Source organism: Vibrio sp. PID23_8 (genome assembly GCF_003584965.1).
Classification (GTDB): domain Bacteria; phylum Pseudomonadota; class Gammaproteobacteria; order Enterobacterales; family Vibrionaceae; genus Vibrio.
The window spans coordinates 71,300-86,144 of sequence record NZ_LIXE01000010.1 but is presented as its reverse complement, the minus strand read 5'-3'; the positions used below and the strand labels follow the sequence as shown (position 1 = coordinate 86,144).

The following is a 14,845-nucleotide window of genomic DNA, read 5'->3' as shown; positions in this document are numbered from 1 at the left end:
TTGAATAAAATGTATGTTATCTCATCAATGGCAAAACATCATGCATCGCGTACTCGGCAGCCAATGTGGCTTATGCCGATTTCCTCTCGATGTCACTCACCAAACGAATAGCATCCGTTGGTGTGGCAGCTGTTTTGAATTATTAGCCCCTATCAAGCGCTGCCATCGCTGTGGCCTCGTACTCAATGAAGAGGAGCTACCCTTGGGAACTGAGTGCGGGGGATGTCTCAAAGAGCCTCCGCCTTGGCAACGGCTGTTCACACTTGGCGATTATGACTTTCCTCTTGCAAATGAAGTGAAGCGCTTTAAAGACCATGGTGAGTCTTGGCATGTGAGTGCGTTAACCCAACTGCTGGCAGAACGAATAGTACAACCGGCCCCTGTCGTGACAAGCGTGCCACTACACTGGCAAAGGTACTTACGACGAGGTTTTAATCAAAGCCACGTCTTAGCCACGCACCTCGCTCATCACCTGAATGTGTCATTTGATGGCGAGATTTTTCAACGCGCAAAGCCGACAAAAACTCAGCGTGGCAACAAAAAAATCACCCGTAAGCAGAACCTAAAAGGGGCGTTTTCGTTGCGAACCCAAATAGATTACTCTCATGTCGCCATTGTTGATGATGTGGTGACAACAGGCAGTACCGTTCGACAATTATGTCATTTACTACTTGAAGTTGGCGTAGAAAGCATTGATATTTACTGCATATGCAGAACTCCTGCTCCCGGTTCAACTTAGATGACTTCGCCATGCCTTAGCATCAAAAAGACTAGACCGAGACATAAACAGGAGTAAAATAGCATCAATAACCTACAAATTCACTCAGGTATTCGTCGTGTCAAATATTACTATTACAGAATCTGCGCAAACACACTTCGCCAACCTCTTAGGCCAACAGCCTGAAGGGACTAACATTCGTGTATTTGTCGTAAACCCAGGAACACAAAACGCTGAGTGTGGCGTATCTTACTGCCCACCGGAAGCGGTTGAAGCAACCGATACTGAGATCGCTTACAGCGGCTTTTCAGCATTCGTAGATGAGCTAAGCTTGCCTTTCCTTGAAGACGCGGAAATCGACTTCGTCAATGACAAAATGGGTTCACAACTGACCCTAAAAGCACCTAACGCGAAAATGCGTAAAGTGGCTGACGATGCACCATTAGTAGAACGTGTTGAGTACGCACTTCAAACTCAGGTGAACCCACAACTGGCTGGTCACGGTGGCCACGTAAACCTCGTTGAAATTACAGACGATGGCATTGCTATCGTTGCATTCGGTGGCGGTTGTAATGGCTGTTCAATGGTTGATGTAACATTGAAAGAAGGCATCGAAAAAGAGCTATTGAACCAATTCGCTGGTGAACTGACGGCCGTGCGCGACGCAACGGAACATGACCGTGGCGACCACTCTTACTATTAAGAGCATCAACCATCGTCTTCTGAATACGTCTGCACCGAGTACTTGCGAAAGCGACCTGCTACTTATTTAGATCGATTTAACTGAATAAAATGGGAGGCATTTGCCTCCTATTTTTGTTTTCACCCGTTTATCAAACTAGAAACTCAAGCGTTCTTCTCATATATTAAGAAATCTCATTTCCCTTATTGAGTCAATGCACCAAGGAACCAGCACTATGTCGAAAAGGACCCCACCAGAGATTCTCTCTTGCCAGACGGTCGCAAAATCAAACCTGTTTGTAGTGGAAGCCCTCGACCTTCGCTTCTCCAATGGCGAACACCGTATTTATGAGCGCTTGAAACCAAGCGGACGCGATGCCGTGATGATAGTGCCAGTCACAGAGCAAGGCGATTTGCTGCTGGTACGCGAGTATGCTGCAGGAACGGAACGCTATGAGTTAGGTTTTCCTAAAGGACTCATCGATCCAGGGGAAACACCACAACAAGCGGCCGATCGCGAGCTCAAAGAAGAAATCGGCTTTGGTTCTCAAGACTTAGTCCCTCTAAAACGGGTGATCCTCGCACCATCCTACTTCTCAAGTAAGATGACGCTGTTTTTAGGGCAAGCTCTTTATCCAGAGAAACAACAAGGTGACGAGCCAGAATCCTTGGAAATCGTTCGCTGGCCACTGGCGCAAGCTGAAGAGCTATTAGCCCACTTGGATTTTTGTGAAGCACGAAGCATCACAGCGTTAATGTTGGCACTAAAACACTTACAAAACACCACTCACATCCAAAACCAATAACGGTTTTAAAAACCGAGCAATCATTGTGAGAAAGGATCCATACTTATGCCAATGACCAAAGATTTATCTCATCTGCTTCCGCAAGTTATCGAGGTCGCCCGCAGCGCTGGGCAAATGATTTTGGATATCTACGAAAATAAGCAGTTCAAAGCCTACACCAAAAGTGACAAAACCCCAGTCACCAGTGCCGACATTGCTGCGCACAAACTGATCACAGAACGCCTAAGCGAGCTAACCCCTGATATTCCGGTACTTTCTGAAGAAGATGCAGACATCAGCTTAGAACAACGCGCTCAATGGCAGCGCTACTGGCTAGTCGACCCTCTCGATGGCACACAAGAATTCATTGCAGGTAGTGGTGACTTCGCAACCATTATCGCTTTGGTCGACAACAACAAACCGACCATGGGCGTCGTTTATGGCCCTGTCTCAGGTGTCACTTACTACGCCTATAGCGGCAAAGGTGCATGGAAAATTCCTGACATGTCTGAGAGCGTGAAAATTCACACGCACAAGCATGAACAACCAGGGCAAAACATCGCGATTGCCATCAGCCGCCGTCAAGATATCAACCGCATCACCAGCCGCATGAGCAGCGCTTGGAACTACGACTTAATTCCACTCGGTTCAGCAGCACTGAAAGCATGTTTGGTTGCAGAAGGTGCCGTGGATTGCTATCTGCGCTTGGGCCCGACGGGAGAATGGGATACCGCCGCGACTCAGTGTATTGTGGAAGAAGCCGGTGGACGCATTCTAAGCACCCAACTTGAGCCCCTGTCTTACAACAAACGCGAGACGCTGGAGAACCCGAACTTCATCGTTCTTGGGGATGCAGACTTACCTTGGGATGAGATTTTACAACGCAAAGATTAATTGCCAGGCTCACCATTCTTTCCATTCATTCAATAAGGTCACGAAGTCTGTTCGTGACCTTCCTTTTTATCGACGGTACAGCGTTAAGCACATTTTTCCTATGGCAACCCAAAGACTTTCATACCTGTACGCCAACCAGATAAGCATTTAAAAATCAATTTTTTAACCAATGCGGCAATGTTGGATAAAAATGACTGTACAGCAAAATTAGATTTTGGCCTATGATGATCTAAAAGCAAAAAGAGCTGCACATTGGCAGCTCTTTGACGATGAGATAGTTTCTAGATGTGATTAAAAACGCCCTTTGTAATCAAACTCGTATTGGCCTTGAGGGTTTGGATTCCCCAACCACTTAAGCTGATCGGCCATGCCAGAAGGAAACTCTGCCCCCGGCTTAAACCATGCTTTGGTTGAGTACTGCTGATTCGGTGTCAGCTCCGCAGAAAATGCGGCCGATACCTGCTTACTTTGCTGCTCGCCTGATGCGGTTAGCACACTGTCTTTACAGTTCAAATCTGCAATGACAGGACCAAGCTCAAGGCTACCTAGCGGGCTTTGAATACCACTCGCACTCCAAACTAACGTACCTTCGCCTGTCTTACACCAAGGCGCGGCGTAAGTCGCATGACGGATATTAAACTCTAGCTGACCTTCCACACCGACTGGTACCGGAATTCGCGCTTGCTCAACCACTTTGGCAGCAGGGATCGAAGCAACAAGGTTTTCTGCATAAGGACCGCTCGTTAAGCTATAACCCACTAAGCCACGGCCACGCACATCCATATCGCTGCCACGGCCAAAGCGAACCGAAAACTCGGTTTTACCAGCAAACAAGCTCGATAATTGGAAGTCCCAGTTCACTTCTCCAATGTCTTGGTTCTGCCAACGCACGCTCGTTGCACTGCCTTGCCATACTGTGCCTTGTGCACCTTGAATATCCAAGCCTCTCACGGTAGGTGCTTGCTTCAACACCCAAGAGACAGGCAAACCAGCAAGTAAGCTAACTGAGAAAAAGGCAATAAAAATAACAACGTAAAGTACTGCTCGTTTCACCTTAACCTCGCTTAAATTGCAGACGGTTGACATCGATCATACCGGCTTGCTCTGTTCGATCGATATCTAGGAATTCCACTTCAATGCCTTGCTGTTCTTTCAAGTATCGCAGCCAATCTACCATCTGGTTGAACGCTAATGGCTTGATCCAAACTTGAACACTGTCATTTCGTGGCTGCACTCGAATTAATTCAACCTTGTATCGGCGGGCAGAAGAGGACACCACTTGGTTAAGTGGCTGGCTAGAAAAGCTGACACCACCGCTTTTGCGCAACGTTGTAATGTCATCGGCTTTATCTTGCACCCAGTTCAGCAACTGCTTTTCACTTTGAATGCGAGATTGAGCTAACTCAGCACGCTGATTCATTGGTTGCAGAATTCCCCAATAGAGAACGCCCACCACCGCCATCGCGCCGCAACCCATCACTAGACGTTGCTCGCGTTGCGAGATGCTGCTCCACCAAGTTTGAACTGGAGAGATTAAGTTCTTCATCATCAACCTCATAAACGCTTCAACACAAAGCTGCCCATTACCACATCCCCGTTGCGGTTAAGCTGGCCTTGTTCGACATTAAATTTCTCGGCCAACTTCACTCGCGCTTCCTCAAATGGTTGGAAGCCGGAGCTACTCGCTTGAATTCGGACTTCACCTCGTTGGCCATCATATTTGAAGCTGGTGATCTGCAATGCTTTTACCTGACCAAGAGTAGAAGGCAACGCTGCCAACCAAGAGAGCATAGGCTCATCACTTGCACCACCGGATAAACGACGCTCTTCATCTGTCATCTGACGCTTCAGATAACTAACGGTTGGAATGCGGCGCTTGTCCGGAAAAACTTGGCGGAAGATACGTTCACTTTCATCTCGGTAAGCTTGAGCTTGCGCCTCGTACTTGTGCACCATCAACAATTGTTGAGCCACCATCACAACCAGTAACACGCCAGCGGCGATCGCCGTGGTTTGCCATACCTTCACGTATTTGCCCCATGAAGATTTTGGCTTAAAACGACCAGTCAGAAGATTGGTTTTGCTATCTGCCACGCCTTTTGCGAGTAACGCCATGGCCATCTCTTCTGGCTTCGCAACCCAAAGCTCATTGGCGGCTGACTCTGGCAGTGAACTGTAGCACTCCAACTTCCACCCCGGGTTACTTTGCAGATAAGCCGACAGATATAAGTCCAGCCAAGAGGTATCCACCGCGACACCTTGAGTGTGCGTATGACGGATCAACCATTGCTCTCCGATTGATACCGCCGTGCTGCTTTCATTCGCAGCTGGCAGCGCCAATACATCCGGTAAGAGTCGTTTAATCGTAATACCTTGACTGGAAAAGCGCTTCAAAATGGTTTGAATCCATGCCCGTTCAACCGCACATATCTGCGCTTTGTCAGCTTGCTTACCTAATACGGTAAAATGCAAACCTTCGACATCTTGCGCGACGTCGTCTTCAACCAAGTACGGCAACATGCTATCAAACTGACGTGCGGCACCCGGTGGGATATCCACTTCGGTGAGTACCACATCATTACTTGCCAACAACGCCACCACGGGACGCTGCTCAGCATACGCGACCAGTTCATCCAGATGTTCCCATCCGGCGATTTCACCACTGGCAATCACTTCTTGCTGTTGTGTCGACCAAACCAACCATGGAATGGTGCTTTGTTGTTCGCTACTCAGCCGAACGGTCAGAAACTCGCTCACTGATTCCTCCAAAACGACGGCGAACGACTGTCACCGTTTCTCTATTCGTACTTTGCAAAAGACTGCGGATACGTACTCGGGATTCATCCACCAGCACTTGCGCATCCAACTCAAAAAAGGCGCTGTCTACACCCAAATAGCCTTTGGCCTTTTTCTTTACATCATCACTTAAGCCAGCTAATTCTGACTCGGCTAAAAATTCATCAACACTGTCCCAACCATCGAAAGGGCGTTTCTCGATCAACTGCACCGCATCACTGTTGCTCAATCCTGGCGTAAACATCGCCACCAGAATCGGCGCTTGCTCTACCTCAATGGTATTGACATTCAATCGCCAATCATCGCTAGGGAGTGCACAAATTAAAGGCGCCACCTTTTGAAAAATGTCACCCGAAACCTGGTACACCGCGCGAAGCTCACTGGCATCCGCCATCCAAGCATTTGGCGGCAAGTAAGCAGGCTTCATCGCTTCGTAAGTACTGTCTTCTACGCCCGTTGTCGAACGCACGCTATTGTCACTGTCAACATATTCCCAGGTGGAGTCAGCAATAACTTCCGCTTGATACGGCTCAACATCAGACTCTTCCAACAAACGCTGGAGCACTTGCACTAAATACGGCCGTGTTGTTTGTTCACCTGTCGGTTGGACACTTGCGAGTGCATTCAGATTGAAGCAAGCTTGCTTATCAATAATGCGCCCCGCGGCTTGGCCATAATCAAGCGGATACACTTGTTCTTTGATTGCCCAAGGCTGGCTTAAGTTAATGGTATCGCTGTCTTTATAGCTCTGTTCGATACCCACTTCGGCCAACGCTTCAACTCCCAAGCTGTACCAATAGGCTTGCTGGTAATGAATCTGATTTGCGCCGCGCTGAAACTGCAAAAACAAACGCTCAGACATGCTCGCTGCAATCGTGGTCATGATCGCGAGCAGCATCAGGACAATAATGAGCGCAACGCCGCGCTGACGGTTAGCCATTGTTGCCTCCGGATCCGCCATTGGCAGAGTCATTTCCCGAGGCTCCCTCTTGTTCACTTGCGATCAACTTGCCATTGGGCGTCAAATAAGTACGCGTAATTTCACCGTAATCTTTCAACTGCAAGATCACCGAGACGGCTTGGGGTAATTCTTGATTGCTTTCCCACGTTTTTTTCCACGATTTACCATCGTAAAATCGCATATCCAACCCGTCGACCTGAGTCAAAAGTGGGGTAATAACCCCTTCTTGACCAACTGGCGTGTCAGGATAGCGCCACCAGACTCGCTGCAACACATTGTCTTTAATGCGGTAACCCACTTTCGTCACTTCGCCTCGTGGGAATTGCTGTTGTGGGTTGTGCCACCCAACACGCGTAAACATCACCCCTTTCGCGTCCGAATCCAACAGATAATCCGACCAAAAAATCAGTTGATTCGACGGTTCTTCACCGTTGGTGCGCATTTGCCGCATTGCCATCTGACGAAAATCGTTATCCATCATCACCATGGCACGCTGCAGTTCATTCAAACGCTGTGTACGCTCTTGCGATAACACATTACTGCGCTGTACCTGAGACACCACTTGATAGGCTGCAACGCTCAAACTGGCAAAAATCGCAATGGACACCAACACTTCGATCAACGTAAAGCCACGTTGCTGACGCTGTCGATTGGCGCGTTTAGCGGTATGTTGAATTCTACTGAGCCACATAACTTCTCACCGTCACCACTGGACTCGCGTTTTTCTCCGTCGCAACGCTAATATCAAATGCTTTCAGCAATGGCTGCGTAGTGGCAACCGGCGTGACTTTCCAGTACCAAGTGCGCCCTGCTAGCTCTTCGGTACCGTTTTTAGCTTTTAACTTTTCAGTTGCGAGCATCACATTGGCCATTTGGTTATCCACAACCATGGCTGCAAACATTTTTTCTTCTAAATAGCTGACGGTATTGATGTGCTGGCTCACCGAGCGAATGACACTGATCGCCGCCGTGGCAAAAATCGCGAGCGCTACCAACACCTCAAGCAACGTCATGCCTCGTGTTTGTCGGTGCGATGCGCCAATACGATTTGGCTTAGAATGTCGTATTGTCATCGTCTTCCGCTTCTTCTCCTGGTGCGAGTAGTTTTATCTCACCAGTTTCTTTACCAATGATTCGCCAACCGTCATTAAACGTATCACCATCTTCAGGAAAGAAAGAAAGCGTGAATGGCGTAATCTCTGCACTTGAAAAAATGAACACCTGAGGTGGCTTCACTTTTTTCTTCTCTTTGTCCTCTTCCTCAGCAAACATGTCCTCATCAAACAAAGAGCCAGGTTCAAACAACCGTTCGTCTTTATCCCACGCACCGCCACCTAAATCCAATTGCAGTGAAATATCCCCCTCGAGCTTTGTTTCGCTTGGGATCTGCTTTAATTCAAGTGGTTGCCAACCGTCTTGGGTCAAACTGAGCAATGCATAACTAGATTTAACGTCATCAACACGCAGACCGAAATCTTTGCCACTTAGCACCGCTTCTTCATTGAGCAGTTGTAAGCGCTGAAAAAAACTTTGTGCGTACTGTTTAGAAAGGTCTTTTTGACTGGTCGGCAAAGTAGCGATCACCGCAACGGCGGTAAGAGATAACAAAACCAGCACCAATAGAATTTCTATTAATGTAAAACCTTGATGTTTTTGCATTTGCTTCATTAGTGCTGGTTTAAGCTCAATATTATTGGAAATCTTGCATGTTCCAGTTGCCGATATCTGTTGCAGGGCCTTCACCACCCTCTTGGCCATCTGCGCCTAGGGTGAAAATATCAATCGTACCGTTATCGCCAGGACTTAGGTACTGGTACTCGTTACCCCAAGGATCGTTTGGCAAACGCTTAATGTAACCACCATCACGGTAGTTGCGTGGCTCTGGGTTAGACGGTTTGCTTACTAATGCGTCTAGACCTTGGTCTGTCGTTGGGTAAACGCTGTTATCCAACTTGTACATGTCCAATGCGTTTTCCAACGCCACAATGTCTGTGATCGCTTTTTGTTGATCGGCTTTCTCTTTGTTACCAAGTAGGTTTGGCACCACAAAGCTCGCCAGAATACCCAAGATAACGACAACAACCATCACTTCTAAAAGTGTAAAGCCTTGCTGTTTACTACGCTTAAATTTCATTGTTTTCTCCAAAAGTTAGATTCAAGCCATGTCATCAATAGACACGTCTTAACCCGAATTTTATCCGCTCATCAAGTTATTCATTTCCAACATTGGCATCAAGGTCGCCATCACGATGAAAAGCACCAGGCCAGCCATCAATGCAATCAATGCGGGCGTAAAAATACCTAAAGCAATATTAACTGTGGATTCAAAGTTTTGATCTTGGTTATCTGCCGCACGAGTCAACATGCTTTCCAGTTCACCACTTTGTTCACCACTGGCGATCATATGCAGCATCATAGGTGGAAACAGACGAGTCTGATCCAATGCCTTACGCAAGCTCGCCCCTTCTCGTACGTTATCTGCCGCAATGAGTACTTGCTGTTTCACGTAACGGTTCGACATCACGTCCACCGCCACTCTCATGCCTTCAAGAATTGGAATCGCGCTTGATGTACAAATAGACAAGGTACGCGCAAATCGTGCCGTGTTGAGTCCTTTTGAAATTTTGCCGACCAGCGGCAAACTGAGTATTTTTCTATCCCAAGACAAGCGAAAGTTTGGTTTTTGCAATGCGAGTTTGAGGCCGTAAAAAAACACCACCACCACGACAAAGATAATGAAGCCCCACGCTTGAACAAACTCACTGGCTGCCAGCAGAATTTGGGTCGATTGCGGTAATTCTTGTCCCATTTGAATGATAGGTTCGATGATTTTCGGCACCACAGAAGAGAGCAGCAAAGAGACGATGCCCACAGCAAAGACCACCAATACCACTGGGTAAATCATCGCTTGCAGCAATTTAGAGCGCATCTTCTGACGGTTTTCTACGTAGTCGGCCAAACGCGCCAAAACCGCATCAAGATGACCCGACTTTTCACCCGCCGCCACCATTGAACGATACAGCTCATCAAACACATGGGGGTAATCACCTAAGCTATCAGCCAGTGGGTAACCTTCGGTGACCTTGGAGCGAACAGCAGCAATCATCGAACGAATACGCGGCTTCTCTGCTTGTTCTGAAACCGCCTTGAGGCACTCTTCAAGCGGCATGCCTGACTGTACTAACGTAGAAAGTTGGCGCGTGATCAGTGCGAGCTCGGCAGTCTTGATGCCACGCTTAAACCCCACCGTCGTTGAAGACTTAGCGGCTTTTGCTTTGGCTTCCATCACCTCCACAGGGATCATTCCCTGCTCTTTTAGGCGTTGGCGCACCTGACGGGCATTATCCCCTTCAATCGTGCCTTTCTTTTGCTTGCCTTTCGCATCCAGCGCTTTGTATTCAAATGCCGCCATTACACTTCCTTGGTTACGCGCATCACTTCCTCAAGAGAAGTAATACCAAGACGTACCTTACTCAGTCCATCGCTGCGAATACTTGGCGTGTGCGCACGTACCGCTTTTTCAATTTCTTGTTCACCCGCTTCGCGATGGATAAGTTCTTGCACTTTCTCATCCATCATCAGTAGCTCGTGAATACCAGTACGGCCACGATAGCCTTTATGGTTACACGCTTCACAGCCATTGGCACGATGCAGAACCAGAGACTCATGCTCTGCCATGCCAAACAATTTCTTCTGTTCTTTGTCCGCTTCGTAAGGCTCTTTACAGTCTCGACAAAGCGTACGAACTAAGCGTTGCGCAAGTACGCCAAGTAGCGAAGATGAAATGAGGAAAGGTTCAATACCCATATCACGCAGACGCGTAACCGCACCAATCGCGGTATTGGTGTGCAGGGTCGACATCACTAAGTGACCCGTCAACGAGGCTTGAACGGCAATCTGCGCCGTTTCCAAGTCACGGATCTCACCCACCATCACCACGTCCGGGTCCTGACGTAAAATCGCACGCAAACCACGGGCGAAAGTCATGTCCACTTTTGGATTGACCTGTGTCTGACCAATACCATCGATATCAAATTCGATCGGGTCTTCAACCGTCAGAATGTTACGTTCGTTGCTGTTAATCTCTTGCAAGCCCGCATACAACGTGGTTGATTTACCAGAACCGGTTGGGCCGGTCACCAAAATGATGCCGTGAGGGCGCTGAATCAGGTGAGCAAAGCTGCTATGCACCGATGGCGTCATACCTAGGCTATGCAAATCAAGCCGAGTGGCATTTTTGTCTAATAGACGCATTACCACACGCTCGCCGTGTGAAGAAGGCATGGTCGAGACACGCACGTCAACGGCACGCCCACCAATACGTAGTGAGATACGACCATCTTGAGGCACGCGCTTTTCTGCGATATCCAGTTTCGCCATGACTTTCACACGGGAGACCAGCAACGGTGCCAGCTTACGGCTTGGGGTTAAGACTTCACGTAGAACACCATCGACACGGAAACGAATAGAAAGGGTTTTCTCAAATGTCTCGATATGGATATCCGACGCCCCTTCTTTGATCGCTTCACCCAACATGGCGTTGATCAATTTGATGATTGGCGCGTCATCTTCAGACTCTAACAAGTCCTCATCATGTGGCAGCTCTTCCGCCAGAGAGAAGAAGTCATCGCTATCCGCACCAATGTCCTCCATCAACTGACGTGCTTCAGAAGAGTCGCGTTGATACGCTTCTGTCAGCTTTTTATCAAATGCCTCTTTGTCGATAGGCTGAGGTATAAAGCTTTGTTTGAGTACGCGGCGCACTTCAACCAGAGCCGCTGGATTAAGCGGCTCAACGTAATACAACATTGGAGGGCGCTCAGGGTGCTCCGTCTCCAATACCAGTTTAAAGCGATTGGCAAAACTGAATGGCAGACGACGCAAGCTTGGCGCTGTGTCTAACATATCCACCATTACTTCACTTCCATTTGGTCGATGAATACTTGAATTTCTGCTGGGTGCTTACGTTCGTGACCAAACTCTGGAAGCACTGGAATATTATCGTCCGCCATCAGTTTCAAGCCTTGGTCAGCTTTGTACAGCTGCTCTGCACGAATAAAGTTGTACTTACGTTGCGTAATGCCATCGGCCGTCACGCCATCGCGAATAATCGTTGGCTTAATGAACACCATCAAATTTTTCTTTTCTACCTGAGTGCTGGTCGATTTGAACAAATGGCCAAGCACGGGAATGTCACCAAGCAGTGGCACTTTCGATTCGCTTTCTAACGCACGCTCATCAATCAAGCCGCCAAGTACCAGCATTTGGCCGTCTTGCACCATGACGGAGGTATTCAATTGACGTTTAGCAAAGCGCACATCAACAGCGCCGTTGGCACCGAGAACGTTGGAGACTTCTTGCTCAATGTTCAACTGCACGGAATCACCTTCGTTGATTTGAGGTACCACTTTCAGCTTGATGCCCACTTCTTTACGATCAACGGTTTGAAATGGGTTATCGTTATTTGAGCCCGCCGTAGAGCCCGTAATCACGGGGACTTCTTCACCGACGATAAAAGATGCTTCACCGTTGTCCATCACGGTAATGCTTGGTGAAGACAAAATATTGGAATTTGAATCAGACGCCACCGCACTGATCAGCGCCGTCCAGTCACCCATAACGATGCTCATTGCAGCGCCATTAACACCGCCGAGTGCAGCGGCGAGTGTCGAGTAATCCCCATCTTCAGTGTATTCACGGGTTTCCCACTGATTGTTTTCACTATCCCAGAAACTTTCTGTTTTAGTGATGTCTTTCGCTTCTTCCAGACCAACCATAACTTGGCCGATCGGTGCGCCAGTGTTGCCATATTGAATCACCGCGCCTGTCTCTAGCGAACCCCACTGCACGCCCAAGTTCACGCCGTCGCCTTCAGCCATCTCGACAATCAGTGCCTCAATCAATACCTGCGCGCGGCGAATGTCTAATTGAGCAATCACGTCTTGCAAGGCCATCATGATATCTGGCGGCGCCGTTAATACGAGTGAATTGGTCGCTTCGTGAGCCGCAATCACGACTTCACCGCGTTGCGTACTCGATGCACCATTTTGACCTGCTTGCTTCTCTGCTTGCAGGTTGTCAGAAACGCCTTTAAGCACGTCAACCAAGTCTTCTGCTTTGGCATACTTGAGGTAAACCACTCGGTTATTGCCTTTGGTCGCCATTTCTACATCAAGTTGACGAATCAAACGTTTCAGGCGAGCACGTACTTTCGGATCACCAGAAATCAACAGCGAGTTAGTACGCTCATCAGCCACAATTTTTGGCTCGAGGAATTCAGGTGTGCTTTTCTGATTGGTGGTTTTATTCAAGGCATCAACGATACGTACCATTTCCGCAGCAGAAGCATTACGTAACTCCACCAGTTCCACTTCTTTGTCGCCAGCTTGATCTACACGCTTGATGATCTCTGCTAAACGGTTGACCACCGCAGCGCGACCTGTGATCAAAATGATGTTGGCTGGATCGTAGTGCACCACGTTACCCGCGCCAGCATTATCAATAAGCTGACGCAGCAAAGGAGATAACTCACGCACCGAAACGTTACGTACCGCCACAACGCGAGTGATGACGCTATCACCCGGTTCCGCGTTACTGCTCACCACAGGAATCGCCGACGTTTTTGCATCTTTGGCTTTGATGACCTTGAGAATACCATCTTCCATTTCAACCACGGCGTAACCGTACACTTCGAGTACATTAAGGAAAAAGCTGTAGTACTGCTTTTCATTTAATACGTCATAGCTGCGTACGTCGATTTTTCCGCGTACTGAGGGGTCAACAATAATGGTCTTTTCTAAGTTACGACCAACAATGTTGATGAATTCTTGAATATCCGTGCCTTTAAAGCTGGCACTGTATTCGTTCGCCATCGCACTTGGTGCGCAGAGAAGAGTCCCTGCCAATAACCAAGCACTTTTGCTAAACCAATGTTTCACGTATGTCTCCCTGAACTTACGCAGATTGCCTAAGTATTACAATTGGATATAGATGTCGTACTGCTGGCCATCACGCTCAACAGTCAAATTCAGCTCTTGCGGATCGTTCATCACCTGCATCAGTTGTACTGAAGATGACGGATCACTTAAATCGATCCCATTTAGTTGCACGGCAATATCACCCGCTTTTAGACCGACATCATTAAACAGCGCCGGATCACGACCTGGTGAGACGCGATAACCGACAATTCCGCCGTCATTTTTCACAGGGGAAATGCTGATGTACTTAAATACGCTCTGCGGGTCTTGCGCAATCTCCGCTCGGATTTGATCTAACTTATCACCCTCTGCCGACGCATTATTTGGCTTTGTGGCTTGTGGTCGGGTCGCCTGAAGTGCTTCAGACAACTTTTTGTATTCAATACCCTGCAGCATCAGAGTTTCATCACGGCCTTGATTATCAATGATCACACGATCCACCAATACCGCTTTTAATTTCGCTCGTGTCCCTTCGATCTCTTCACCAATGCCGTAAGTCGCTTGTTTACCACGATTCGCGATAACGGCCAGGCTCGTGTTGGCATTGGAACTTGCCACTGCCCCAACCAAAGTAAGGTTTAACCGAGTTTTCGGCGCATCTTTCACCACGGGCTGCTCAATGACGACCGGCTTTTGCTCCGTGTATTGACCGAATAAATTGGCGCTTTGGAGGGCATTAAAGTCGATGACATCACGCTGGTTGTTCAATGAGACGTCGCTGACTGACGGTTTCCATTGAGCCACATCCGCCGTTTGAGGCATGACTAACCACACCACTTTACCGAGAATCCACCCAGTAATGGCAATAAATAGGCAAGTTAAAAACAAACTGAGTTTTGCTTGAATAGCACGATGATTGGACTTGATCTGAGCCAGTAGCGGGCTACTTGATAATCCTGCACTTAGCTCTAAACGCTTCACTGAACTCATTCCTTTATTCTAACGTCAGCCGTCCTTGTTATAGGCGAAAACGACTCTACGTTGCTAAATTTGCAATAAAATTACTACTCAACAAAGAGCGCCAAACTATATC

The 14,845-nt window shown here is 48.1% G+C and carries 16 protein-coding genes; 4 read left to right on the top strand and 12 right to left on the bottom strand.

What is annotated here, in order from left to right:
• The first annotated feature begins 13 nt into the window (after positions 1–13).
• From AK966_RS15640 to cysQ, 4 genes are all read left to right on the top strand, one after another.
• A complete protein-coding gene (locus tag AK966_RS15640) occupies positions 14–739 on the top strand; it encodes a phosphoribosyltransferase family protein (RefSeq protein WP_119464509.1) in 726 nt (241 codons plus the stop codon).
• Positions 740–836: 97 nt separating this feature from the next.
• Complete coding sequence (nfuA, locus tag AK966_RS15635; RefSeq protein WP_099079173.1) at positions 837–1,421, top strand: Fe-S biogenesis protein NfuA; 585 nt, start codon at positions 837–839, stop codon at positions 1,419–1,421.
• 214 nt (positions 1,422–1,635) lie between these two features.
• The gene (nudE, locus tag AK966_RS15630) at positions 1,636–2,205 is read left to right on the top strand and encodes an ADP compounds hydrolase NudE (protein WP_119464508.1); all 570 of its coding nucleotides are present in this window, start codon (positions 1,636–1,638) and stop codon (positions 2,203–2,205) included.
• 45 nt (positions 2,206–2,250) lie between these two features.
• Positions 2,251–3,078 (top strand): 3'(2'),5'-bisphosphate nucleotidase CysQ, encoded by an 828-nt coding sequence (gene cysQ, locus AK966_RS15625; RefSeq protein WP_119464507.1) that lies wholly within the window; start codon positions 2,251–2,253, stop codon positions 3,076–3,078.
• Between the two features lie 291 nt (positions 3,079–3,369).
• Here cysQ and AK966_RS15620 read toward each other — a convergent pair whose 3' ends face one another.
• Genes AK966_RS15620 through gspC form a run of 12 tightly spaced genes read right to left on the bottom strand, consistent with a single transcriptional unit; the run spans position 3,370 to position 14,733 of the window.
• Complete coding sequence (locus AK966_RS15620; protein ID WP_119464506.1) at positions 3,370–4,131, bottom strand: type II secretion system protein N; 762 nt, start codon at positions 4,129–4,131, stop codon at positions 3,370–3,372.
• A 1-nt stretch (position 4,132) separates the two neighbouring features.
• Positions 4,133–4,624 (bottom strand): type II secretion system protein M, encoded by a 492-nt coding sequence (locus AK966_RS15615; RefSeq protein ID WP_182852737.1) that lies wholly within the window; start codon positions 4,622–4,624, stop codon positions 4,133–4,135.
• Between the two features lie 8 nt (positions 4,625–4,632).
• Complete coding sequence (gspL, locus tag AK966_RS15610; protein ID WP_182852715.1) at positions 4,633–5,835, bottom strand: type II secretion system protein GspL; 1,203 nt, start codon at positions 5,833–5,835, stop codon at positions 4,633–4,635.
• The gene (gene gspK / locus AK966_RS15605) at positions 5,804–6,814 is read right to left on the bottom strand and encodes a type II secretion system minor pseudopilin GspK (RefSeq protein ID WP_119464503.1); all 1,011 of its coding nucleotides are present in this window, start codon (positions 6,812–6,814) and stop codon (positions 5,804–5,806) included. Before gspK ends, gspL begins: the two co-directional genes overlap by 32 nt.
• Positions 6,807–7,526, bottom strand: a complete 720-nt coding sequence (gspJ, locus tag AK966_RS15600) for a type II secretion system minor pseudopilin GspJ (RefSeq protein WP_119464502.1) — start codon at positions 7,524–7,526, stop codon at positions 6,807–6,809. Before gspJ ends, gspK begins: the two co-directional genes overlap by 8 nt.
• Positions 7,513–7,908: a type II secretion system minor pseudopilin GspI gene (gene gspI / locus AK966_RS15595; RefSeq protein WP_172438106.1), complete on the bottom strand. Its 396-nt coding sequence runs from the start codon at positions 7,906–7,908 to the stop codon at positions 7,513–7,515. The genes gspJ and gspI overlap by 14 nt, the downstream gene beginning before the upstream one ends.
• Positions 7,889–8,494 (bottom strand): type II secretion system minor pseudopilin GspH, encoded by a 606-nt coding sequence (gene gspH, locus AK966_RS15590; protein WP_099079165.1) that lies wholly within the window; start codon positions 8,492–8,494, stop codon positions 7,889–7,891. Before gspH ends, gspI begins: the two co-directional genes overlap by 20 nt.
• 31 nt (positions 8,495–8,525) lie before the next feature.
• Positions 8,526–8,969 (bottom strand): type II secretion system major pseudopilin GspG, encoded by a 444-nt coding sequence (gene gspG / locus AK966_RS15585; protein ID WP_099079164.1) that lies wholly within the window; start codon positions 8,967–8,969, stop codon positions 8,526–8,528.
• 60 nt (positions 8,970–9,029) lie between these two features.
• Positions 9,030–10,247 (bottom strand): type II secretion system inner membrane protein GspF, encoded by a 1,218-nt coding sequence (gspF, locus tag AK966_RS15580; protein ID WP_099079163.1) that lies wholly within the window; start codon positions 10,245–10,247, stop codon positions 9,030–9,032.
• A complete protein-coding gene (gspE, locus tag AK966_RS15575) occupies positions 10,247–11,749 on the bottom strand; it encodes a type II secretion system ATPase GspE (RefSeq protein ID WP_119464501.1) in 1,503 nt (500 codons plus the stop codon). Before gspE ends, gspF begins: the two co-directional genes overlap by 1 nt.
• On the bottom strand, positions 11,749–13,773 hold the full coding sequence (gene gspD / locus AK966_RS15570) for a type II secretion system secretin GspD (protein ID WP_119464500.1): 2,025 nt from the start codon (positions 13,771–13,773) through the stop codon (positions 11,749–11,751). Before gspD ends, gspE begins: the two co-directional genes overlap by 1 nt.
• Positions 13,774–13,809: 36 nt before the next feature.
• Complete coding sequence (gene gspC / locus AK966_RS15565; RefSeq protein ID WP_119464499.1) at positions 13,810–14,733, bottom strand: type II secretion system protein GspC; 924 nt, start codon at positions 14,731–14,733, stop codon at positions 13,810–13,812.
• Positions 14,734–14,845 lie beyond the last annotated feature (112 nt).

Bases quoted from the DNA above. Each gene is read 5' to 3' on its own strand.
- gspF (WP_099079163.1), bottom strand. From the start codon at position 10,247: ATGGCGGCATTTGAATACAAAGCGCTGGATGCGAAAGGCAAGCAAAAG.
- AK966_RS15615 (WP_182852737.1), bottom strand. From the start codon at position 4,624: ATGAAGAACTTAATCTCTCCAGTTCAAACTTGGTGGAGCAGCATCTCG.
- gspG (WP_099079164.1), bottom strand. From the start codon at position 8,969: ATGAAATTTAAGCGTAGTAAACAGCAAGGCTTTACACTTTTAGAAGTG.
- gspI (WP_172438106.1), bottom strand. From the start codon at position 7,908: ATGACAATACGACATTCTAAGCCAAATCGTATTGGCGCATCGCACCGA.
- nudE (WP_119464508.1), top strand. From the start codon at position 1,636: ATGTCGAAAAGGACCCCACCAGAGATTCTCTCTTGCCAGACGGTCGCA.
- cysQ (WP_119464507.1), top strand. From the start codon at position 2,251: ATGCCAATGACCAAAGATTTATCTCATCTGCTTCCGCAAGTTATCGAG.
- AK966_RS15640 (WP_119464509.1), top strand. From the start codon at position 14: ATGTTATCTCATCAATGGCAAAACATCATGCATCGCGTACTCGGCAGC.
- gspK (WP_119464503.1), bottom strand. From the start codon at position 6,814: ATGGCTAACCGTCAGCGCGGCGTTGCGCTCATTATTGTCCTGATGCTG.
- gspH (WP_099079165.1), bottom strand. From the start codon at position 8,494: ATGCAAAAACATCAAGGTTTTACATTAATAGAAATTCTATTGGTGCTG.
- gspE (WP_119464501.1), bottom strand. From the start codon at position 11,749: ATGGTGGATATGTTAGACACAGCGCCAAGCTTGCGTCGTCTGCCATTC.
- gspJ (WP_119464502.1), bottom strand. From the start codon at position 7,526: ATGTGGCTCAGTAGAATTCAACATACCGCTAAACGCGCCAATCGACAG.